General features: G+C 59.3%; 22 protein-coding genes. 9 read left to right on the forward strand and 13 right to left on the reverse strand.

The features are described 5' to 3' along the window. Positions 1-888 (forward strand): LysR family transcriptional regulator, encoded by an 888-nt coding sequence (locus CWR52_RS17145; RefSeq protein ID WP_104950942.1) that lies wholly within the window; start codon positions 1-3, stop codon positions 886-888. On the opposite strand, the gene CWR52_RS17150 is transcribed toward CWR52_RS17145, so the two are convergent. Then, positions 885-1,292 carry a MarR family winged helix-turn-helix transcriptional regulator gene (locus CWR52_RS17150; protein WP_023294441.1) on the reverse strand — a complete coding sequence of 136 codons (408 nt, stop codon included), beginning with the start codon at positions 1,290-1,292 and terminating at the stop codon, positions 885-887. The genes CWR52_RS17145 and CWR52_RS17150 overlap by 4 nt on opposite strands. A gap of 172 nt (positions 1,293-1,464) precedes the next feature. On the opposite strand from CWR52_RS17150, the gene CWR52_RS17155 reads away from it, so the two are divergent. The 3 genes from CWR52_RS17155 to CWR52_RS17165 are packed head-to-tail and all read left to right on the forward strand — an operon-like array spanning position 1,465 to position 3,716. Next, positions 1,465-2,067, forward strand: coding sequence for a non-oxidative hydroxyarylic acid decarboxylases subunit B (locus CWR52_RS17155; RefSeq protein ID WP_008499595.1), 603 nt, complete (start codon positions 1,465-1,467; stop codon positions 2,065-2,067). Then, positions 2,057-3,484: a non-oxidative hydroxyarylic acid decarboxylases subunit C gene (locus tag CWR52_RS17160; RefSeq protein WP_048029223.1), complete on the forward strand. Its 1,428-nt coding sequence runs from the start codon at positions 2,057-2,059 to the stop codon at positions 3,482-3,484. The genes CWR52_RS17155 and CWR52_RS17160 overlap by 11 nt, the downstream gene beginning before the upstream one ends. Before the next feature lie 10 nt (positions 3,485-3,494). Continuing rightward, entirely contained in the window at positions 3,495-3,716 is a 222-nt protein-coding gene (locus CWR52_RS17165) for a non-oxidative hydroxyarylic acid decarboxylases subunit D (protein WP_003862116.1), read from the forward strand. Positions 3,717-3,855: 139 nt separating this feature from the next. Here CWR52_RS17165 and mutS read toward each other — a convergent pair whose 3' ends face one another. Both mutS and CWR52_RS17180 read right to left on the reverse strand, forming a co-directional pair. Beyond that, positions 3,856-6,417, reverse strand: a complete 2,562-nt coding sequence (gene mutS / locus CWR52_RS17175; protein WP_104950222.1) for a DNA mismatch repair protein MutS — start codon at positions 6,415-6,417, stop codon at positions 3,856-3,858. A 113-nt stretch (positions 6,418-6,530) separates the two neighbouring features. After that, positions 6,531-6,761 carry a SymE family type I addiction module toxin gene (locus tag CWR52_RS17180; protein WP_045908493.1) on the reverse strand — a complete coding sequence of 77 codons (231 nt, stop codon included), beginning with the start codon at positions 6,759-6,761 and terminating at the stop codon, positions 6,531-6,533. 175 nt (positions 6,762-6,936) lie between these two features. Here CWR52_RS17180 and CWR52_RS17185 point away from each other — a divergent pair, with 175 nt between their 5' ends. Continuing rightward, positions 6,937-7,281, forward strand: coding sequence for a nitrous oxide-stimulated promoter family protein (locus CWR52_RS17185; RefSeq protein WP_045418265.1), 345 nt, complete (start codon positions 6,937-6,939; stop codon positions 7,279-7,281). Positions 7,282-7,286: 5 nt separating this feature from the next. Here the strand turns inward: CWR52_RS17185 and CWR52_RS17190 are convergent, their stop codons facing one another. From CWR52_RS17190 to hypA, 10 genes are all read right to left on the reverse strand, one after another. Continuing rightward, the gene (locus tag CWR52_RS17190) at positions 7,287-8,507 is read right to left on the reverse strand and encodes an MDR family MFS transporter (protein ID WP_104950223.1); all 1,221 of its coding nucleotides are present in this window, start codon (positions 8,505-8,507) and stop codon (positions 7,287-7,289) included. Positions 8,508-8,523: 16 nt separating this feature from the next. Beyond that, a complete protein-coding gene (locus CWR52_RS17195) occupies positions 8,524-9,285 on the reverse strand; it encodes an ABC transporter ATP-binding protein (protein ID WP_104950224.1) in 762 nt (253 codons plus the stop codon). Further along, entirely contained in the window at positions 9,285-10,322 is a 1,038-nt protein-coding gene (locus CWR52_RS17200) for a FecCD family ABC transporter permease (protein WP_104950225.1), read from the reverse strand. The genes CWR52_RS17195 and CWR52_RS17200 overlap by 1 nt, the downstream gene beginning before the upstream one ends. Then, entirely contained in the window at positions 10,322-11,320 is a 999-nt protein-coding gene (locus CWR52_RS17205; protein WP_104950226.1) for an ABC transporter substrate-binding protein, read from the reverse strand. The genes CWR52_RS17200 and CWR52_RS17205 overlap by 1 nt, the downstream gene beginning before the upstream one ends. 154 nt (positions 11,321-11,474) lie before the next feature. After that, positions 11,475-13,547 carry a formate hydrogenlyase transcriptional activator FlhA gene (gene flhA, locus CWR52_RS17210; RefSeq protein ID WP_104950227.1) on the reverse strand — a complete coding sequence of 691 codons (2,073 nt, stop codon included), beginning with the start codon at positions 13,545-13,547 and terminating at the stop codon, positions 11,475-11,477. Between the two features lie 55 nt (positions 13,548-13,602). Continuing rightward, positions 13,603-14,613 (reverse strand): hydrogenase expression/formation protein HypE, encoded by a 1,011-nt coding sequence (hypE, locus tag CWR52_RS17215; RefSeq protein ID WP_104950228.1) that lies wholly within the window; start codon positions 14,611-14,613, stop codon positions 13,603-13,605. Further along, positions 14,610-15,731, reverse strand: coding sequence for a hydrogenase formation protein HypD (hypD, locus tag CWR52_RS17220; protein WP_104950229.1), 1,122 nt, complete (start codon positions 15,729-15,731; stop codon positions 14,610-14,612). The genes hypE and hypD overlap by 4 nt, the downstream gene beginning before the upstream one ends. 2 nt (positions 15,732-15,733) lie before the next feature. Beyond that, positions 15,734-16,006, reverse strand: coding sequence for a HypC/HybG/HupF family hydrogenase formation chaperone (locus tag CWR52_RS17225; RefSeq protein WP_104950230.1), 273 nt, complete (start codon positions 16,004-16,006; stop codon positions 15,734-15,736). Continuing rightward, positions 15,997-16,860: a hydrogenase nickel incorporation protein HypB gene (gene hypB / locus CWR52_RS17230; RefSeq protein WP_104950231.1), complete on the reverse strand. Its 864-nt coding sequence runs from the start codon at positions 16,858-16,860 to the stop codon at positions 15,997-15,999. Before hypB ends, CWR52_RS17225 begins: the two co-directional genes overlap by 10 nt. A gap of 3 nt (positions 16,861-16,863) precedes the next feature. Further along, positions 16,864-17,214 carry a hydrogenase maturation nickel metallochaperone HypA gene (gene hypA / locus CWR52_RS17235; protein WP_104950232.1) on the reverse strand — a complete coding sequence of 117 codons (351 nt, stop codon included), beginning with the start codon at positions 17,212-17,214 and terminating at the stop codon, positions 16,864-16,866. A gap of 210 nt (positions 17,215-17,424) precedes the next feature. Between hypA and hycA the strand changes: the two genes are divergently transcribed. The 4 genes from hycA (at position 17,425) to CWR52_RS17260 (ending at position 21,304) form a co-directional block, all read left to right on the forward strand. Continuing rightward, complete coding sequence (gene hycA / locus CWR52_RS17245) at positions 17,425-17,889, forward strand: formate hydrogenlyase regulator HycA (protein ID WP_029739532.1); 465 nt, start codon at positions 17,425-17,427, stop codon at positions 17,887-17,889. Between the two features lie 70 nt (positions 17,890-17,959). Continuing rightward, entirely contained in the window at positions 17,960-18,568 is a 609-nt protein-coding gene (locus tag CWR52_RS17250; RefSeq protein ID WP_104950233.1) for a 4Fe-4S dicluster domain-containing protein, read from the forward strand. Continuing rightward, positions 18,565-20,379: a formate hydrogenlyase subunit 3 gene (gene hycC, locus CWR52_RS17255; RefSeq protein WP_104950234.1), complete on the forward strand. Its 1,815-nt coding sequence runs from the start codon at positions 18,565-18,567 to the stop codon at positions 20,377-20,379. The genes CWR52_RS17250 and hycC overlap by 4 nt, the downstream gene beginning before the upstream one ends. A gap of 1 nt (position 20,380) precedes the next feature. Next, a complete protein-coding gene (locus CWR52_RS17260) occupies positions 20,381-21,304 on the forward strand; it encodes a respiratory chain complex I subunit 1 family protein (protein ID WP_104950235.1) in 924 nt (307 codons plus the stop codon). The last annotated feature ends 15 nt before the right edge of the window (positions 21,305-21,319 follow it).

The raw sequence follows: 21,319 nt of genomic DNA on the forward strand, positions 1-21,319 counted from the left end.
ATGATTAACCTACAGCGGACGCAGATGTTTGTCGCGGTGGCCGACACCGGCAGTTTTACGGCGGCCGCCGAGGCGATGGGGCTGACAAAAGCGGTCGTCAGCTTCAATATTCGCCAGCTTGAAGATGAGCTGGGCGTTACGCTGCTGCTGCGCTCCACCCGTCGACTGACGTTAACCGAGGCGGGCGTACTGTTTCATCAGCGCAGCGTGGCGCTACTGAAGGACGCCGAACGGCTGCAGGATGATGTCCGCGCGAATCATGCGGGGCTTATTGGCGAACTGCGGATCACGACGACGCCCGAGTATGGCTCCCGGGTCGTGGTGCCGCTGCTGGCCAGGTTTAGCCAGCAGCACCCGGATCTTCGCGTACGACATGTTTCGTCGTCCTTGCACGCCGACCTTATCTCGGAGCGCTTTGACGTGGCCATCCGGCTGGGCACGCTTGTCGATTCGCGCAACCACGCCGCGCTGATTTCGCACTTCTCTATTCTCCTCGTCGCGACGCCCGGGTGGCTCGTTAACCATCCGATCGAAACGCTTGCGCAGCTGGCCCACGCGGACTGGATCATTCACGAGCGTCTGGCCTCGCCGCTGCGCTGGCAGGTGAAGGATGCCTGCGGTGCGCCCGAAACGCTGGAGATAAAAAAAGCGCCGCGCTTGTTTGCCGACAGCGCTCAGGCCCTTATGGCTTTTGCGCTCGCAGGTGGTGGCGTGGCGTTACTGCCGGAATGGCTGGTGCGCGATGCGCTTGATGCGGGAACGCTGGTGACGGTTTTACCGGGGTATACTTTTGCGCGGCAGGGCATCTATGCGGTCTATCCTGATGTCCGGCATATGTCAGCGAAAGTGCGCACCTTTATCGATTTTATGCGCACCAGCGTGAATTAATCGTGCATCATCTTTTTGATGAGAGCCGAGAACTGCTCCCGCTCGGCCTTGTTAAGGCGTCCTAAAAAGGCCTCATCAACCTCATTGCCTACCGGCTTGCAGTCTGCAAGCAGGGCCTCACCTTCTGGCGTGAGGAAGACAAAGCGACGGCGTTTATCCGCAGGGTCGTGCTCGCGTTTGACCAGCCCACGCGCCTCCATGCGGCTGAGCATTTCCGCCAGGGTCGCTTTCGTGCTGACCGCGACTTCAGTCAATGCCACCTGTTCGATACCTGGATGCTCGGCAATGGAGCGCATCACCGCATACTGCGGCTTGGTCAGCTCCGGTAATGCATGTTGCCACTGGGCGGTATGCTGTTGAAAAAGCTGACGTAACAGGTGGAACGCCTCTTGTCTTAGTTCCATGAACACTCCGACGGAAAAAATCTCCCTCTATGATAGCCGCTCTTGCTCTGGATTTTAACGCGGCATTTTTTAGCAATTCGTGTGATCGTATGCGAACAATCTTGTCAGGAAATCGATCCGGGAGTAGTTTACTCATAATGTTCGTGTACGAACAAATTAATTGAGGTGATGAATGAGATTAATCGTGGGAATGACGGGAGCAACGGGTGCTCCGCTGGGCGTGGCGCTGCTGCAGGCGCTGCGGGAAATGCCGGAAGTGGAGACGCATCTGGTGATGTCGAAGTGGGCAAAAACCACCATTGAACTGGAAACCCCTTACACCGCGCAGGACGTTGCTGCGCTGGCTGACGTCGTCCACAGCCCGGCTGACCAGGCCGCCACCATCTCCTCCGGTTCATTTCGTACCGACGGCATGATCGTCATTCCCTGCAGCATGAAAACGCTGGCCGGGATCCGTGCGGGCTATGCCGAAGGGCTGGTGGGCCGTGCGGCGGATGTGGTGCTGAAAGAGGGGCGCAAGCTGGTGCTGGTGCCCCGTGAAACGCCGCTCAGCACCATTCATCTGGAGAATATGCTTGCCCTCTCCCGCATGGGTGTGGCGATGGTGCCGCCTATGCCTGCGTATTACAACCACCCGCAAACCGCCGATGACATTACCCAGCATATTGTGACCCGCGTGCTTGACCAGTTTGGTCTGGAGCATAAAAAGGCGCGCCGCTGGAACGGGTTGCGGGAGGCGAAACATTTTTCACAGGAGAATAAAGATGGCATTTGATGATTTGAGAAGCTTCCTGCAGGCGCTCGATGAGCAAGGGCAACTGCTGAAAATTGAGGAAGAGGTAAACGCCGAGCCCGATCTGGCTGCGGCAGCCAACGCGACCGGCCGCATCGGTGACGGCGCGCCCGCGCTGTGGTTCGACAACATTCGCGGGTTTACCGATGCCCGCGTGGTGATGAACACCATCGGCTCCTGGCAGAACCATGCCATCTCGATGGGGCTGCCTGCGAACACGCCGGTGAAAAAGCAGATCGACGAGTTTATTCGCCGCTGGGATAAATTCCCGATTGCGCCAGAGCGCCGCGCCAATCCGGCCTGGGCGCAGAATACGGTGGACGGTGAAGACATTAACCTGTTCGATATTCTGCCGCTGTTCCGTCTGAACGACGGCGACGGGGGTTTTTATCTCGATAAAGCGTGCGTTGTCTCTCGCGATCCGCTTGACCCGGATCACTTCGGCAAGCAGAACGTTGGCATCTACCGCATGGAAGTGAAGGGCAAGCGCAAGCTCGGCCTGCAGCCGGTACCGATGCACGATATCGCTCTGCATCTGCACAAAGCCGAAGAGCGCGGCGAAGACCTGCCGATTGCCATTACCCTCGGCAACGATCCGATCATTACCCTGATGGGCGCGACGCCGCTGAAATACGATCAGTCAGAGTATGAAATGGCCGGCGCGCTGCGTGAAAGCCCATATCCGATTGCCACCGCGCCGCTGACCGGCTTCGACGTGCCGTGGGGTTCTGAAGTGATCCTGGAAGGGGTGATTGAAGGCCGTAAGCGCGAAATTGAAGGTCCGTTTGGCGAGTTTACCGGGCACTACTCCGGTGGCCGTAACATGACGGTTGTGCGTATCGACAAAGTTTCTTACCGCACCAAACCGATTTTCGAATCCCTTTATCTCGGTATGCCGTGGACCGAGATTGATTATCTGATGGGGCCAGCCACCTGCGTGCCGCTCTACCAGCAGCTGAAAGCGGAGTTCCCGGAAGTGCAGGCGGTGAACGCGATGTACACCCACGGCCTGCTGGCGATTATCTCCACCAAAAAGCGTTACGGCGGTTTTGCCCGCGCGGTCGGCTTGCGCGCCATGACCACGCCGCACGGCCTGGGCTACGTGAAGATGGTGATCATGGTGGATGAGGATGTCGACCCGTTCAACCTCCCGCAGGTGATGTGGGCGCTGTCGTCGAAGGTCAACCCGGCAGGCGATCTGGTGCAGCTGCCGAACATGTCGGTGCTGGAACTGGATCCTGGATCCAGCCCGGCGGGCATTACCGACAAACTGATTATTGATGCGACCACGCCTGTTGCACCGGATACCCGGGGCCACTATAGCCAGCCGGTACAGGATCTCCCCGAAACCAAAGCCTGGGCTGAAAAACTGACCGCGATGCTGGCTGCACGCCAATAAGGAGGAAAAGATGATTTGTCCACGTTGTGCCGATGAGCATATTGAAGTAATGGCGACGTCACCGGTGAAAGGGGTCTGGACCGTTTACCAGTGCCAGCATTGTCTTTATACCTGGCGCGATACCGAACCGTTGCGTCGTACCAGCCGCGAACATTACCCGGAAGCGTTCCGCATGACGCAGAAGGATATCGATGAGGCGCCGCAGGTGCCGACAATCCCGCCGCTGCTGTAAAGAAAGCCCGGTGGCGCTGCGCTTACCGGGCGATAACATCGTGCGGTCTTTTTTGCCGGGTGGCGGCTTCGCCTTACCGGGCCTACAAAAACCGTAGGCCCGGTAAGCGCAGCGCCACCGGGCAAAAGACCGCAGAGAACTAAACCAGACTCTTCAAGCGATAAATCCACTCCAGCGCCTGACGTGGCGTCAGTGAATCCGGATCGAGGTTTTCCAGTGCTTCCACGGCAGGCGATGTCTCTTCCGCCGGTACCAGCAGCGACATCTGCGTACCGTCAATCTGCGTCGCCGCCGCATTCGGTGACAGGCTTTCCAGTTCACGCAGTTTCTGACGCGCGCGCTTGATCACCTCTTTCGGTACACCAGCCAGCGCCGCAACGGCCAGACCATAGCTCTTGCTTGCCGCGCCATCCTGCACCGTGTGCATGAAGGCGATGGTGTCGCCGTGCTCCAGCGCATCAAGGTGGACGTTAGCCACCCCTTCCATTTTCTCCGGCAGTTGCGTCAGCTCGAAGTAGTGGGTGGCGAACAGCGTCATGGCCTTAATTTTATTCGCGAGGCTTTCCGCACAGGCCCATGCCAGCGACAAACCGTCATAGGTTGATGTTCCGCGTCCGACTTCGTCCATCAGCACCAGGCTGTGCTCCGTCGCGTTATGCAGAATATTAGCCGTTTCAGTCATTTCAACCATGAAGGTTGAGCGACCACTCGCCAGATCGTCCGCAGCTCCAACACGGGTAAAGATACGGTCGATGGGGCCAATCTCTACGTTTTGCGCCGGAACGTAGCTGCCGATATAGGCAAGCAGGGCAATCAGCGCCGTCTGACGCATATAGGTACTCTTACCGCCCATGTTCGGACCGGTAATGATCAACATTCTTCTCTGCGGCGACAGGCTCAGCGGGTTGGCGATGAACGGTTCGTTCAGCACCTGCTCGACCACCGGATGACGGCCTTCGGTAATACGAATGCCTGGCTTGTCGGTAAAGGTCGGGCAGGTGTAGTTCAGCGTTTCCGCGCGCTCTGCCAGGTTCACCAGCACGTCCAGTTCCGCCAGCGCGCTGGCGCTCAGCTGCAGGTCGGCCAGGTGCGGCATCAGCATGTCGAACAGCTCGTCATACAGCTGTTTTTCCAGCGCCAGCGCTTTCCCTTTCGAGGTGAGGACTTTGTCTTCGTACTCTTTCAGCTCGGGAATGATATAGCGTTCAGCGTTTTTCAACGTCTGGCGGCGCACGTAGTGAATCGGCGCCAGGTGGCTCTGCCCGCGGCTGATTTGAATGTAGTAACCGTGAACCGCGTTATAACCCACTTTCAGGGTGTCGAGACCAAGACGCTCGCGCTCGCGGATCTCCAGCTTATCAAGGTAGTCTGTCGCACCGTCGGCCAGCGCGCGCCATTCGTCCAGCTCCTCGTTGTAGCCCGGAGCAATCACGCCACCATCACGTACGAGAACCGGAGGCGCATCAATAATGGCGCGTTCAAGCAGCTCGCGGAGTTCGGTAAATTCACCCATGGTTTCGCGGAGTTTCTGTACCGGCGCGCTGTCAACGTCGCTCAACTGCGCACGGAGTTCCGGTAACTGCTGGAAAGCATGACGCATCCGCGCGAGGTCGCGCGGTCGCGCCGTGCGCAGCGCCAGACGAGCCAGGATACGTTCCAGATCCCCCACCTGGCGCAGGACAGGCTGCAGCTCGGTATAACGATCCTGCAGGGCGGCAATCGTCTGCTGACGGCAAACCAGCGTTGCGGTATCGCGAATCGGCATATGCAGCCAGCGTTTCAGCATACGGCTGCCCATTGGCGTGACCGTACTGTCCAGGACCGACGCAAGCGTATTTTCTACGCCGCCTGCCAGGTTCTGCGTGATCTCCAGGTTACGGCGCGTAGCGGCATCCATGATGATGCTGTCCTGCTGGCGTTCCATGGTGATAGAGCGAATGTGCGGCAGGGCAGTGCGCTGGGTATCTTTCACGTACTGCAGGAGGCAACCGGCCGCGCACAGCCCGCGCGGGGCATTTTCAACGCCAAAGCCAATCAAATCGCGGGTGCCAAACTGCAAATTCAGCTGCTGGCGCGCGGTATCAATTTCGAATTCCCACAGCGGACGGCGGCGCAACCCGCGACGACCTTCAATCAGCGCCATTTCGGCGAAATCTTCGGCGTAGAGCAATTCTGCCGGGTTGGTGCGCTGCAGTTCGGCTGCCATCGTTTCTCGATCGGCCGGTTCACTCAGACGAAAACGCCCGGAGCTGATATCCAGCGTCGCGTAGCCAAACCCTTTGCCGTCCTGCCACAGCGCGGCCAGCAGGTTATCCTGGCGCTCCTGCAGCAGGGCTTCATCACTGATGGTACCGGGCGTGACGATGCGCACGACTTTGCGTTCCACCGGACCTTTTGAGGTCGCGGGGTCGCCGATCTGTTCGCAGATGGCGACAGATTCACCCTGATTCACCAGTTTCGCCAGGTAGTTTTCTACCGCGTGGTGCGGAATGCCTGCCATCGGGATGGGCTCACCTGCCGATGCGCCACGTTTGGTCAGCGAGATGTCGAGCAGCTGCGATGCACGCTTAGCATCGTCATAAAACAGCTCGTAAAAATCGCCCATACGGTAAAACAGCAGGATTTCCGGATGCTGTGCCTTCAGCTTCAGATACTGCTGCATCATCGGCGTATGTGCGTCGAAATTGTCGAGTGTGCTCATGGAGTTATGATGTCCATTTCTTTGAATATAAACCGTTTTGAGCGGCTCAGTGGCCGTTTGTTCCTTCTATTGTCGCATGAAAAAAAGGTACGGCGCAGAAAAATGTCGTCGCTTTACGAGGCATCTTCCGACATTAACTCAATGACTATTTTTCCATGCTCAACGCCCACGCGAACCCGGGAGTGGGTGGTAAACCCAGCCTGTTCAAGCCAGTCTCCTTTTAAGCTCAGCGCCGCATGCACGCTGTAGCGCTTCGGTATCTTGGTATTGCGGTCTTCATGGCGCTTTCTGAAATATCCCACTGTTAAATGGCGATAGGGTTTGTTGATAGCAAGTTCTTGCATAGGGTCTCCCGACAACACGGATAAAAGTCATTACTGATGCCTGTATAAAATACCAGTGATTGTCGGGCGGTGCAGGGCTAAAACTGGAATCAGGCTTCAGAAAACCGCATGCAAAAACTGAAATTCTGCATTGAAAGGTGTATTATTTTTGCACTTTATTGTTCGGTAAGTCGCTATGTCCGGTAAACGAATTTCACGCGAAAAAGAGACCATCGCGAAAATGATCGCGCTGTATCAGAAGCAGTGTCCTCAGGCCTCTGCGGAAGAGGGGCACTATCAGGCGCTAAATGCCTATGCCGATAAGCGCCTGGATAAATGCGTTTTCGGGGAGGAAAAGCCCGCCTGTAAACAGTGTCCGGTCCACTGCTACCAGCCTGCCAAACGCGAAGAGATGAAGCAAATTATGCGTTGGGCAGGCCCGCGAATGCTCTGGCGTCACCCCATTCTGACCGTCCGTCATCTAATGGATGACCGTCGTCCCGTACCGGAACTGCCGGAAAAGTATCGTCCGAAAAAGTGACCGGTTCAGCTTCTGAGCGGGCGGCAAATCACGTTCATGGCCAGCGCGCTGCAGAGCGGGAAGAGGGCCAGCAGCAGCCAGGGGAGCATCGCCTGCGTGGAGGGCACCAGGGCGCGATCCAACAGACTGCCAAACAGCAAATTCCCCGTCAGGACCGCGACTCCGCCAGCGGTGGCGAGTGCGCCATAGTGCGCCCCCAGCGTGGACTCTTCGGCAAACCTTGGGATCAGATCCTTTGCCGAGGGTACCAGCAGCATCTGCCCCAGCGTCAACAGCGTCACGAAACAGATCGACGGCAGCAGGCGCAGCCAGCCCTCTGGCGGTGCCGTCGACGCAAACATTGCCACGCTTGCAAAGGCGGCGGAGAGCAGCAAAAAGCCCACTGGCAGGATCCTCACCGCGCCCACGCGCCGGGCGAAACGCGCCAGCGGCAGCTGTAACGCTACGATCAGGACAGAGGCCAGCATAAAAAGCGGGCCGAGATCTTTCTCGTTACCGCCGGAACGCTGAATCTCTACCGGCAGCGCCAGATAGAGCTGGTTATAGCTCAAAAGCCACGAGCTATAAGCAATAATAAAGGCAACAAAGCGGGGCTGGCGGAACGTCGTCCACCAGGGAACGAGCTTCAGCGTCCGCGAGGCGTGGCGTGACGCGGGCAGGCAAAAGTAGAGCACCACCAGCGCAACGATAAAGACCCCTGCGCCCGCCAGCGCCACCTGGCGAAAGCCCAGGCCGGTGAGCAGGGCGCCGGCAACCGGGCCCAGTACCGCACCGAGTTCCCCGCAGACCGCAAAGAGCGCGAACCACTCCGCCCGACTTCGTTTACCTTTCGCCTCGCTGTGCGTGCCCGCTTTCGCCAGCAATGCTTCAATCGATGGAGAAAACAGCGCGCCGCCCACGCCTGTCAGACACGCGCCCAGAATAATCGGCCACAGCGATCCTCCGAACGCCAGCAGCAGATACCCCGCAACGCGAACAATACAGCCGCTCAGGATAACGACTTTCGCGCCAAACCTGTCCGAGAGCGCACCGCCGACGATAAACATCCCCTGCTGAGAGAAGGTGCGCAGGCCGAGGATCAGCCCGATCAGCCCGCCGGAGAGCAGCATGTCGTCTCGCAGGAATATCGCCAGGAAGGGAACAACGGCGTAAAAGCCGATGTTAAAAACAAACTGGCTACCCAGTAAGACGGGCGGCCAGAGCGTGGTGGCAGGGCGAAGGGGCATCGTTGTTCACTCGCCCCTAAACGATAAAGTGAATGTGCTTTTTGCCATGGAACGGTGAGATCTCAATTTTGGTTTTGACCCGGAAGACGTCCCAGAGCAGCGACTCGGACAGGATATCCTGCGGTGTTCCCGTCGCCACAATGTGCCCTTTCTGCATCACAATCAGCGAGTCGCAGAACATCGAAGCGTGGTTGAGATCGTGGATGGCGACAATACTGGTGACCGGTAATTCGCTGATCAACTGCATCAGCTGCATCTGATGATGAATGTCCAGGTGGTTGGTCGGTTCATCCAGCAGGATTTCCGTCGGGGTCTGGGCCAGCGCGCGGGCAATGTGGACGCGCTGACGCTCGCCGCCGGAGAGGCTCAGCCAACCCTGGTCACTTTTATCCAGCATATCCACGCGCTGCAGAGCGGCCGTGACGGTCTCGTCATCGTGCGTGCTCCAGTTGGAAAAGGCGGAGTGGTGCGGAATACGTCCAAGTTTCACCACGTCGCGCACGCGCATATTGGCGTCAGTCATGCCGTGCTGTTCCACGAAGGCGACCCGGCGGGCAAGCTGTTTTTTGGCGATGCGGGTAATGTCCTGTCCGTCCAGGGTGACGCAGCCGGCATCCGGGCGACACAGCCCCGCGAGGATACGTAAAAGAGAGGATTTACCGCAGCCGTTAGGGCCAAGCAGTCCTACCGTTTCGCCCCGTGACACCTTCAGCGAGACGTCATTAACGATGACTTTTTTGCCGACCTTCCAGGTAATATTTTCCGCACAGATGCTCATCACTTATTCCTTGAACGGTAGATAATCACGGCAAAGAAGGGGACGCCAACCAGCGCGGTGACCACGCCGACGGGCAGGCTTTGCGGTGCTATCAGCATGCGTGAGGCAATGTCTGCCAGCACCATCAGGATCGCGCCTGCCAGCGCGCTGGCAATCAGCAGCGTGCGGTGCAGCGGCCCGAACAGGAAACGCATCACGTGCGGCACCACCAGCCCGACAAAGCCGATTGACCCCGCCATGCTGACGATGGTTGCGGTAATCAGCGCGGTGGTGGTGAAGAGCGTCAGGCGCACCCAGGGAACGGCAATGCCCAGCGACGCGGCGGCGTCGTCACCGAACGTAAAGGCATCCAGCGCCCGGGAATAGTAGAGGCAAATGGCTAACCCAATCAGCACCACGACCAGTGCCAGCTGGAATTCAGGCCAGCGTACGCCGCTGAAGCTGCCCAGCAGCCAGAACATCACGTCGCGCGCCTGCTGGGCGCTGGCGGAGGTGCTGATGGTGTAGGCGGTAATGGCGTTGAAAAGCTGCGAGGCGGCGACGCCTGCCAGAATAGTACGTTCATTCTCGCCGCGCGCGCCGTTCGTCAGAAACGCGACAAACGCAAACGCGGCGAATGCCCCGGCGAAGGCACCGGCAGAAAGGGAGACCGCACCGGTGCCGATCCCCAATACGACAACAGAAACCGCCCCGGTCGACGCGCCCGCGGACACGCCGAGCACGTAGGGTTCCGCCAGCGCGTTCTTCAGCAAGCTCTGCAATACGGCACCGCAGATGGCCAGCCCCGCGCCGCAGCAGGCCGCCACCAGCGCGCGGCTCAGGCGAAAGTCCCAGATGACGCTCTCGTAGATGCGAGTGAGCGGAACCTCGGTGAGCCCCATTTTATTGCTGATGGCGTAAAACACGTTATCCAGCGGGATGGACAGCTCGCCGACGCTGACGCTCAGCGCGATAACCAGAAATAGCAGGACAAAGGCGAGCATACACGAGGTCGTCAGAACCAGGCTCTGCCGGGCCTGAAGAACGGCGATTGTCATCAGTTCAGCCCCAGCTTTCTGAGCTGTTCGCCGACCTGCTCAGCCCCGTAAATCGTGCGAATCGTCGGGTTCATGGCCTGACCGTCCATCACCACGATGTGGCCTTTTTTCACCGCGTCCAGCTGGCTGACAGCCGGATCGCTCTTCAGGAATTTGATTTTTTCGTCCGCATTATCCAGCGCCCAGCGGTTGCGGTCCAGGCTGGAGACCACAATGACATCCGGATTGGCGGCAATGATGCTCTCCCAACCCACGGTTGGCCATTCGGTTTCGGAGGTGATGGCGTTATGCCCGCCAAGCACGTTAGCAATAAAGCCGGATGCGCTGTTTTTACCGCCTACATAGGCATCAGCCGAAGGCGAGGAGCTTGAGAACCAGAAAACAAAGGAGAGGTCTTTTTTGTTTTTGCCAAACTCCTGGCGCAGGTCGGCTTCACGTTTTTTGAAGTCGGCGATAACGGCCTGGCCACGCGCTTCCACGTTAAAAATCTTAGCGAAATCTTCAATCTCTTTATAAAGGTAGGTCATATCCCACAGCTTCTGGCGGCTACCGTACATGTCGCCTGCGGCTTTTTTGGTGGCGCACATTCCCGGTGATAAATAGCTGTTTACGCCAACGGTCGCCAGATCTTCACGTTTTGCAACCTTACTTTCTGGTCCGAGCAGCAGCGGGAGCTGGGCAGGAACAAAATCGGGATTTTGCGCAAGCACGGATTCAAGGGTAGGGATTTCAACCGTCAGGGTTTTGATTTTTGCGTTCTGTTCCGCGAGCTGCGGCAACACTTTCGTCGGCCAGAAGGCGCTGGCCTTCACCTTATCTTCCAGCCCCAGCAGGAGCAAGATTTCGACGGTATTCTGACCCAGGGCCACGACGCGTTCCGGCGCTTTGGTGAATGTCTCTTTATAGCCACAGTTTTCAATGGTCAGAGGATATGTGGTTGCCAGAGCAGAACTGACCGACGCAACCGCCAGGCCTAACGCGCAGATGACCTTCTTCATGAAACGCTACCCTTGATTAATATTATTATTGATGCAAATGAAACTCATTATTAAGGCGGAATTTTATACAGAGGAAACGATTTTGTGTCAATGAGGGACAATTGCGCAGGGTAACGAAAGGCGGTGTCAGAGCAACACCGCCGGATTGGAGGGCTTAAACCAGGCTCTCTTTGTCGATCCCGAGACGCTTCATGCGCGACAGCAGGGTAGTGCGTTTTAACCCTAAACGCTGGGCGGCACCTTTTGGCCCGGCGACCACGCCGTTGGTCTCTTTGAGTACGCGCATAATGAGCTGATATTCATCTTCTCCCTCTTTCGCTGTCTCGGCGGCGGGCACGCTCACGTCAGGCAGCGTCACTTCAGGAAGGGAGAGCTGCAGGACAGTCCCGCGCGTCAGCAGCACCGCACGTTCAATGACGTTTTCCAGCTCGCGCACGTTGCCGGGCCACTCCATCGATGAAAGGGTACGTAACGTCTCGGCAGGAATGCTGTCGATATTTCGACCCATCCGGCGCGCGATCTTGGCGGTAAACGCTTTGACCAGCAGGGGAATATCTTCCGGGCGCTCGCGCAGCGGCGGCAGGAAGATCGGGAAGACGTTCAGGCGATAGTAGAGATCGCTGCGAAACTCGCGGTCGGCGACCATTTTTTTCAGGTCACGGTTGGTGGCCGCAATCAGCCGCACGTCGGTCTGGATAAGCTTGTTGCTGCCAAGACGCTCAAACTCCTGCTCCTGCAGGACGCGCAGCAGTTTCGGCTGTAGCTCCAGCGGCATATCGCCCACTTCGTCGAGGAACAGCGAGCTTTTGTCCGCCAGCTCAAAACGGCCCAGCCGCTGGCTGCTTGCTCCGGTAAAGGCGCCGCGCTCGTGGCCGAACAGATCGCTTTCCAGCAGTCCCGCAGGCATCGCGGCGCAGTTCATCTTCACCATCCGACGGCTGTTGCGGTTGCTCAGGTTGTGGATGGCGCGGGCGATCAGCTCTTTGCCTGTGCCGGTTTCGCCCAGAATCAGCACCGTGCTGTCGCTTTGCGCCACCATCTCAACCTGCTTGAGCACGTTGTACATGGCGTCGCTACGTCCGATGATTTCACCAAACTCGCTGTCCACGTTGTTGAGCTGTTCGGTCAGGGCCAGGTTCTCATCCACCAGCCGCTCCTTCAGACGATGAATTTCCTGATAGGCGAGGGCGTTATCCAGGGCGATGGAAATACGCTCGGCGATCTGACGCAGCAACTTCAGGTTGGCGGTGGTAAAGACGCCTTCCTCGCACTGCGCCAGCTTCAGCACGCCCAGCATGGTGTTGCCGGACATCAGCGGCAGCAGGCACAGGGTCTGAATTTTATTGCCCCAGGTGTTAAACAGCATCCGCTCGTACGGCGCGACCGGGTCCTGTTCGTTCAGGTTGAGCAGCAGGATCTCTTTGCTTTTGAAGACCCGCTCAGAAAGGGTGCCCGCTTCATCCACTTCACTCTGCTCATGGGCAGGGTTGGCCTCATCAAGATAGTGGGTGGAGTAGATATTCAGCTTGCCCTTGCGATGGCCGCGCAGCGCAATGCTGATGGCGTCGATTTTGAAATAGTGGTGGATCTCTTTCGACACTTCGCTGACCAGTTCGTCCATATCGAGCCGCGACAGTACGGCGTTGGTGATGGCGACCAGAATGCGGAAGTTGTCGCGCTCGCGGCTCAGCAGGTCGTAATCGACGTTATTGGTGACGCGGCTTTGGATCTGCTCCGCGACGACGGCCACAATCTGGGTAAAGGTATGCAGGCGCTCGTATTCCGCCTCGCGCCAGGGCTGGTCGGTCGTGCGGATAAACTCGCAGCCGCCAAAAATCTGGCCCTCTGCCGCCAGCGGCAGCATGCAGTAATGCCCGAACGGCTGATAGAGGTTACTCTCCGCGAGCCGCGGCCACGCCTGCCGGAACTCCTCAAAGTTACAGTGCAGCACTTCAGGTCGGGAGAGAATGCGGCGCACCGGGCCATGCGCGAGATACGTTTCGTCTTCGTATTCAAACGTTTTGCCATTGTTACGCGTTGAGTAGTAGCTCGCGCGGTGCGTTCCGCTATGCCACAGTACAATCGCGGCGCTGTCGGCCAGCGCCGACTGCCTGACCAGCCGCGTCAGGGCATCGCTCAGCGCACCGAGATCGGGCTGCTGTAAAAGTGTGCGCGTAATGTCAAACAGGCCCTGCTGTCCAAGATCGCTCATCGGTGTATACGGCATAGTGCTTTCCAGTAGAAACGAGCAAAAAATCCATGCTGACCGCTTGTGGCGCGGCCTAGCAAATACGGGGTAAGGGTTCAGCGTGCGGCAGATCCAGCGTGCGCTTCACGCCATAAAGTCCGGTCAGGCGCACCCCTCTGCGCTCAACCACTTCACCAATTATCGCCGCCTCTTTTCCTGACGGATGAGCCTGCAGCTGTTCAAGAACGGCTTGTGCCGCGGCCCGTTCAACGCCAATCACCAGCTTGCCTTCGTTTGCAAAGTTGAGCGGGTCCAGCCCCAGCAGTTCGCAAAGCCCACGAACGGCGGGCTTAACGGGCAGGCTGCGCTCGGTGAGTTCAATCCCGTACCCGCAGCTTGCTGCAAATTCATGGACCACGGCGTTCACGCCGCCTCGCGTGGCGTCCCGCAGAGCTTTGACGCCGGGAATACCGCGCAGCGTCTGAATCAGCGGGGTGAGTACCGCGCAGTCGCTGCGCAGTTCGCCGTCCAGCCCCAGGCCTTCGCGCAGGTTCAGGATGGTCGCCCCGTGGCAGCCCAGCGTGCCGGTCACGATCAGTACGTCGCCCACGCTAAGCTTCTGTGCCGCCCAGTGAATATCGGCGGGGATCGCCCCCATGCCGGCGGTGTTGATAAACAGCTTGTCGGCCGCGCCGCGCTGCACCACTTTGGTGTCGCCGGTGACGATAGCTATCCCCGCCTCGCGCGCGGTCTGCGCCATGCTGTTGACCACGGCCGTGAGCGTCTCCATTGGTAATCCCTCTTCGAGGATAAACCCGCAGGAGAGGTAGCGCGGAATAGCGCCGCTGATCGCCACGTCGTTGGCCGTGCCGCAGACGGCGAGCTTGCCGATATCGCCGCCGGGGAAGAACAGCGGGTCAATCACGTAGCTGTCGGTGGAGAACGCCAGCCTGTCGCCCTGGGCGGTGAGGGGCGCGAGGTCAATGCGCGCCTGGTCTTCCTGTTCGGCGAGCCAGGGGTTGTTGAAGGCTTCCATAAACAGCCGGTTAATCAGCTGCTGCATCGCCTGTCCGCCGCTGCCGTGCGCCATTTCAACCGTATTCATGCTTCACTCTCCTGGTTGCGATACTGATACCACGCGGCACACGCCCCTTCGGAGGAGACCATCAGCGCGCCAAAGGCCGTTTGCGGGTTACAGGTATTGCCAAATAACGGACACTGATGCGGTTTACATTTGCCGGTGAGCACCTCGCCACAGCGTGCCCGGGGATCGTCGCAAACCTGCTGCGGCTGCGGGCGGAAATGCGCTTCGGCATCGAACGCGCGATAGGCTGGCGCCAGGCGCACGCCGGATTCAGCAATCAGCCCCAGGCCGCGCCATTCGCTGTCGCCCTCAACGCTAAACACGTCGGCTATCGCCTGCTGCGCTCGTTCATTTCCCGCATCCGGCACCACGCGGCGGTACTGATTTTCCACGGTACTCAGGGCCGCTATTTTCTGCTCAACCAGCATGGTGACACCTTGCAGTAGATCAAGTGGTTCGAAACCAGCCACCACTAACGGACGATTGTACCGTTCAGCGATAAAACCGTAGGCGTCTGTGCCAATCACCATGCTGACGTGGCCCGGTGCCAGAAAGGCGTCAATGCCGTTGCCGGGCTCTTCCAGCAGGCTGCGCAGGGTGGGGATGAGCGTAATGTGCTGGCAGAAGACGAAAAAATTCTCGACGCCGCGCGCTTTCGCCTGCTGCAGTGTGATGGCGGTGGCGGGCATGGTGGTTTCAAACCCCAGGCCAAAAAACACCACCTTGCGCGCGGGGTTATCCGCTGCCAGCGTCAGGGCATCCATCGGCGAATAGACGATCCGGATGTCTGCGCCGCGCGCTTTCGCCTGCAGCAGCGAACCATTTTTCCCCGGCACGCGCATCGCGTCGCCAAAGGTGCAGAAAATGACGTCGGGCTGGCTGGCAATTTCAATACAGCTGTCGATGCGCCCCATCGGCAGCACGCAGACCGGGCAGCCGGGGCCGTGGATAAACTCAATGTTCTCCGGCAGCAGCTGGTCGAGGCCAAATTTGAAGATCGCGTGCGTGTGCCCGCCGCACACCTCCATGATCCGCAGCGGCCTTTCTTTCGTGTAGTCCAGCCGCGCTGCGCGCGTTTTCAGGTGGCCGATAAGCTGCAGCACCTGCTCCGGCGCGCGGTATTCATCAACATAACGCATGATTACCGCTCCTCGCCGTACAGCAGCGCGCCCACGTCAGGCTCCACGTCGAACATATTTTGCAGGGCGTCGAGCGTGTCGCGGGCTTCCGCTTCGTTAATCACGCTCATGGCGAACCCCACGTGGACCAGCACCCACTGGCCGAGACGCGAAGCACCGCTTTCATCGGTGCTGCCCACCAGCGTCAGGTCGACGTCGCGCAGGATGCCGCAAACCTCGACTTTGGCCTGATGACCGTCGATGGCGTGAATTTGTCCCGGTACGCCTATGCACATCGTTCGCTCTCCAGCCAGTGTAGCCAGCCGTCCATGCCGTCGCCGCGCGTGGCGGAGACCAGCAGGATCTCAATCTCCGGGTTCACCTCGCGGGCATACGCCAGGCACTTATCCACGTCGAAATTCAGGTACGGCAGCAGGTCGACTTTGTTCAGCAGCATGACGGACGCGGCGGCAAACATGTGCGGGTACTTCAGCGGCTTGTCTTCGCCTTCGGTCACTGAAAGCACCGCCACCTTGTGTCGTTCGCCGAGGTCGAAGCTCGCCGGGCAGACGAGGTTGCCGACGTTTTCAATAAACAGGATGCCGTTATCTGCCAGCGGCAGGCGCGGGGCCGCGTCGGCAATCATCTGTGCATCCAGGTGGCAGCCTTTGCCGGTGTTGACCTGAACTGCCGGGGTGCCGGTTTCGCGAATGCGCGCCGCGTCGTTAACGGTTTGCTGGTCGCCTTCGATCACCGCACAGGAGACGCGCCCGTTCAGGCGCTTGAGCGTTTCGGTCAGCAGCGTGGTTTTACCGGAACCTGGGCTGGAGACCAGGTTCAGCGCCAGCTGTTTGCGGGTGGCAAAGCGGGCGCGGTTGCGGGCGGCGAGTTGGTTATTTTTGTCCAGCACGTTGATTTCCACCTCCAGCATCTGGCGCTGGCTCATGCCCGGCGCGTGGGTGCCCGCTTCGCCGTGGCCGTAATGCAGGTCGCCCGCATCGGAGCGTTGCGGCGCAAAGGTAATGCCGGTCAGGGCTGCCGCAGGGCGTGGGGCGGGTGAAAAGGGCGCGGAGCGAAACGCGGAGTGGGGACGGTGTTCATCCCCTTCTATATACAGGTTGCCTTCGGCGCAACCGCAGGTACTACACATACTTTACTCCTTCTCGATTTCGAGGCGTTGGATCTGCATGCCGTCATCCGCCACGATGCGCAGACCGCCGCTCTGACACTGCGGACAGCGCTGTACCTTCGATGACAGCAGGGTGACGTACTGCTGACACTGCTCGCACCAGCACTCCGCCTGCTGTTCTTCAATATGCAGTTCGCAGCCTTCCGCCAGCGTGCCGCGGCACACCAGCTCAAAACAGAAGGTCAGGGCGCTGGTCTCGACGCAGGAAAACGCTCCGACCTTCAGCCAGACGCCGGTGACGCGCTTCGCGTGGTTTTGCACTGCCTGCCGTTCGATAAGTTCCAGAGCCCGCTGGCAGAGGGTGATTTCGTGCATGACGCCTCCTCAATGAATTGCCCCGGTAATGCAATAACAGTGCCAGCTTGATTTTTGTTAAGGCGTGACGATGTCAACGCTGTCGAAATGACACGTCGACACCGCGGTGATGACAGCGGTTTTTCAGTTTAATCCCTTTAAAATCAGCAAAATAAAAACTGGCATGGAATCTGCTTAACAGCCGCTATCTCCATTAAACGGATACCTTCTATGACTATTTGGGAAATCAGCGAAAAAGCAGATTACATCGCGCAGCGTCATCAACAGTTACAGGACCAGTGGCACCTTTACTGCAACTCGCTGGTTCAGGGCATTACCTTGTCGAAAGCGCGTCTTCACCACGCGATGAGCTGCGCGGCACAGGGGGATATGCGCTTTGTCCTGTTCGGCCATTTCACGATCAACGTGACCCTGGCGGATAACTTCAACAGCCACACCATTGAGTATCACCTCGAGACAAAAGACGGCGAAAAACAGTGTATTGCGAAGGCGCAACTGATGGCCGACGGCATGGTGGACGGCCACGTCAGCAACCGCGATCGCCAGCAGGTGCTGGAGCATTATCTGGAAAAAATCGCGCCGGTTTATAACGGCCTGTACGCCGCCGTTGAGCACGATCTTCCGGTCAACCTGAAGCAGCTGATGGATGGAAATGCCTCAGCGAACGTGGCCTGACCCATGCGTGTCGAGAAGTGTCGACAAGACAGCTTTTCGACAAAAATGACTATCACCAGAGGATAACCCGGTGAACCGTTTTGTAATTGCTGACTCGACGGTCTGCATTGGCTGTCGAACCTGTGAGGCGGCGTGTTCGGAAACGCATCGGCTGCATGGGCTGCAGTCCATCCCGCGCCTGCACGTCATGCGTAATGAAAAAGAGTCTGCCCCGCAGCTCTGCCATCACTGTGAAGATGCCCCGTGCGCGGGTGTCTGTCCTGTAAATGCCATCACCCGCGTGGATGGCGCAGTCCAGCTGAACGAAAGCCTGTGCGTAAGCTGCAAGCTGTGCGGCATTGCCTGCCCGTTCGGCGCGATTGAATTTTCCGGCAGCCGTCCGCTGCACATTCCCGCGAACGCCAACTCGCCAAAAGCCCCGCCTGCGCCGCCGGCGCCTGCACGCGTCAGCACGCTGCTGGACTGGGTGCCCGGCATCCGTGCCGTGGCGGTGAAGTGCGACCTGTGCAGCTTCGATGAACAGGGCCCGGCCTGCGTACGGACCTGTCCGACGAAAGCGCTGATTCTGGTTAACATTCGCGACATCGCCCGTACCAGCAAGCGCAAGCGCGAGCTGACCATCAACAGTGATTTTGGCGACCTGTCTCTGCTACAGGCGCTTAACGAGGGGGCGAAATGAACGCGGCAATAATGATTACCGGCGCGGTAGCCTGTTTTATTGCCGCAGCTATTCTGGCGCCGATCTTCTCCTTTCATAAAACCCTGAGCGGCGGGGTTGCCGGGATCGGCGGGGCGGCAGGTAGCCTGTTGACGCTAGCGGCAGGCGGCGTTGTTCTGCTCGGCGGACAATCCGTTGACACCCTCATACCGCTGGTTCGCCACACCGTTGAGATTACGCCGCTGAACGCCATCTGGCTGGTGACGTTTGGCCTGTGCGGGCTGTTTATCAGCCTGTTCAATATCGACTGGCATCGCCACCCGCACGCTAAAGCCAACGGCCTGCTGGTGAACCTGCTGATGGCGACGGCGGTCTGTACCGTTACCGCCAGCAACCTCGGCGCGCTGGTGGTGATGGCGGAGATCATGGCGCTCTGCGGCGTGTTCCTGACGGGCTGTAGCGCCTCCGGGAAATTGTGGTTTGCGCTGGGACGCCTCGGAACGCTGCTGCTGGCGCTGGCCTGCTGGCTGGTGTGGCAGCGCTTCGGCACGCTGGACTTCGCTGCGCTTAACGGACATCCGCTGGGGAATGACGTCTGGCTGCTGGGCGTGCTCGGCTTTGGCCTGCTCGCCGGAATCATCCCGCTGCACGGCTGGGTGCCGCAGGCGCATGCGAATGCCTCCGCGCCCGCCGCCGCGCTGTTTTCGGTGGTGGTGATGAAGGTTGGTCTGTTTGGGATCCTGGCGATTACGCTGACCGGCGGACAACCGCCGCTGTGGTGGGGCGTGATGCTGTTGATTGCGGGCATGATCACCGCCTTCGTCGGTGGCCTGTACGCGCTGATGGAGCACAATATCCAGCGTCTTCTGGGGTACCACACGCTGGAGAATATCGGCATCATTCTGCTCGGCATTGGCGCGGGCGTGACCGGGCTGGCGCTGAATCAACCGGCGCTGATTGCGGCTGGTTTTATCGGCGGTCTTTATCACCTGATCAACCACAGCCTGTTTAAAAGCACCCTGTTCCTTGGCGCGGGCAGCGTCTGGTTCCGCACCGGCCATCGGGATATCGAAAAGCTCGGTGGGATTGGCAAAAAGATGCCGGTGATTTCACTCGCCATGCTGGTGGGGCTGATGGCGATGGCCGCGCTGCCGCCGCTGAACGGCTTTGCCGGGGAGTGGGTGATCTATCAGTCCTTCTTCGCCCTCGGTCAGAGCGAGGCGTTTATCGCCCGTCTGCTGGGGCCGCTGCTGGCGGTCGGGCTGGCGATTACCGGGGCGCTGGCGGTGATGTGCATGGCGAAAGTTTATGGCGTGACCTTCCTCGGCGCACCGCGTACGCGTGAGGCTGAGAACGCCTGCTGCGCACCGCTACTGATGGGCGTAAGCGTGGTCGCGCTGGCGCTGTGCTGCATCGCGGGCGGCGTCGCCGCACCGTGGCTGCTGCCGCTGCTGGGCAACGCTATTCCACTGCCGCTGACCGTGGCGAATACCACCGTCTCTCAGCCTATGATCGCGCTGCTGCTGATTGGCGCACCGCTGCTGCCGCTCGTCCTGATGCTGTTCTTCAAACGCGACAGGCTCACCTCCCGCGCTCGCGGTGCGGCGTGGGCCTGCGGCTACGAACACGAACAGTCGATGGTTATCACCGCCCACGGTTTCGCTATGCCGGTGAAAGAGAACTTTGCCGCCGTGCTGAAGCTGCGCCACTGGCTGAACCCGGTGCGCTGGGTACCCGGCTGGCAGAGCGCTGCCGCACCCGCGCTGTTCCGCCGTCTGGCGGTTATCGAGCTGGCGGTGCTGGTGATCGTTGTGATTTCACGAGGAGCCTGACATGAGTCTGTTACTGGCAATTCTTCAGGCGCTGGTGCTGTTTGCCGCCGCGCCTCTGCTGTCGGGCATCACGCGCGTGGTGCGCGCCCGGATGCACAACCGTCGCGGGCCTGGCGTGCTCCAGGAGTACCGCGATCTCTTCAAGCTGCTTTCTCGCCAGAGCGTGGCACCGGATGCCGCAGGCTGGGTCTTCCGCCTGACGCCGTTCGTGTTGGTGGGCGTGATGCTCACCATCGCCACCGCGCTGCCGGTGGTGACGGTGGGATCGCCGCTGCCGGCGCTCGGGGATCTGATTACGCTGATCTACCTGTTTGCCATCGCCCGCTTCTTCTTTGCGATTGCGGGTCTCGACACCGGGAGCCCGTTTACCGGCATCGGTGCCAGTCGCGAGGCGATGCTCGGCGTGCTGGTTGAGCCGATTCTGCTGCTGGGGCTGTGGGTCGCCGCGCAGGTCGCGGGTTCCACCCACATCAGCTTTATCACCCACACCGTGTACCACTGGCCGGTGGCGCGCTCGATCCCGCTGGTGCTGGCGCTCTGCGCCTGCGCGTTCGCCACCTTTATCGAGATGGGCAAGCTGCCATTCGATCTGGCCGAAGCCGAGCAGGAACTGCAGGAAGGGCCGCTCACCGAGTACAGCGGCTACGGCTTTGCGGTGCTGAAGTGGGGCATCAGCCTTAAACAGCTGGTGGTGCTGCAGATGTTTGTCGGCGTCTTCTTCCCGTGGGGGCAGATGACGCACTTCTCCGCGGGCGGTCTGCTGCTGGCCGTCGTGGTTGCCGTCCTCAAGCTGCTGGTTGGCGTGCTGGTGATTGCCCTGTTCGAAAACAGCATGGCGCGTCTGCGTTTTGTCGAAACGTCACGCATTACCTGGGCCGGTTTTGGTTTTGCATTTTTAGCGTTCGTCTCCTTGCTGGTGGCGTGATTAAAGAGAGTGTTT

Origin of the sequence: Enterobacter sp. SGAir0187, assembly GCF_002952735.2 — a bacterium.
In the GTDB taxonomy this organism is placed as follows: domain Bacteria; phylum Pseudomonadota; class Gammaproteobacteria; order Enterobacterales; family Enterobacteriaceae; genus Enterobacter; species Enterobacter quasiroggenkampii.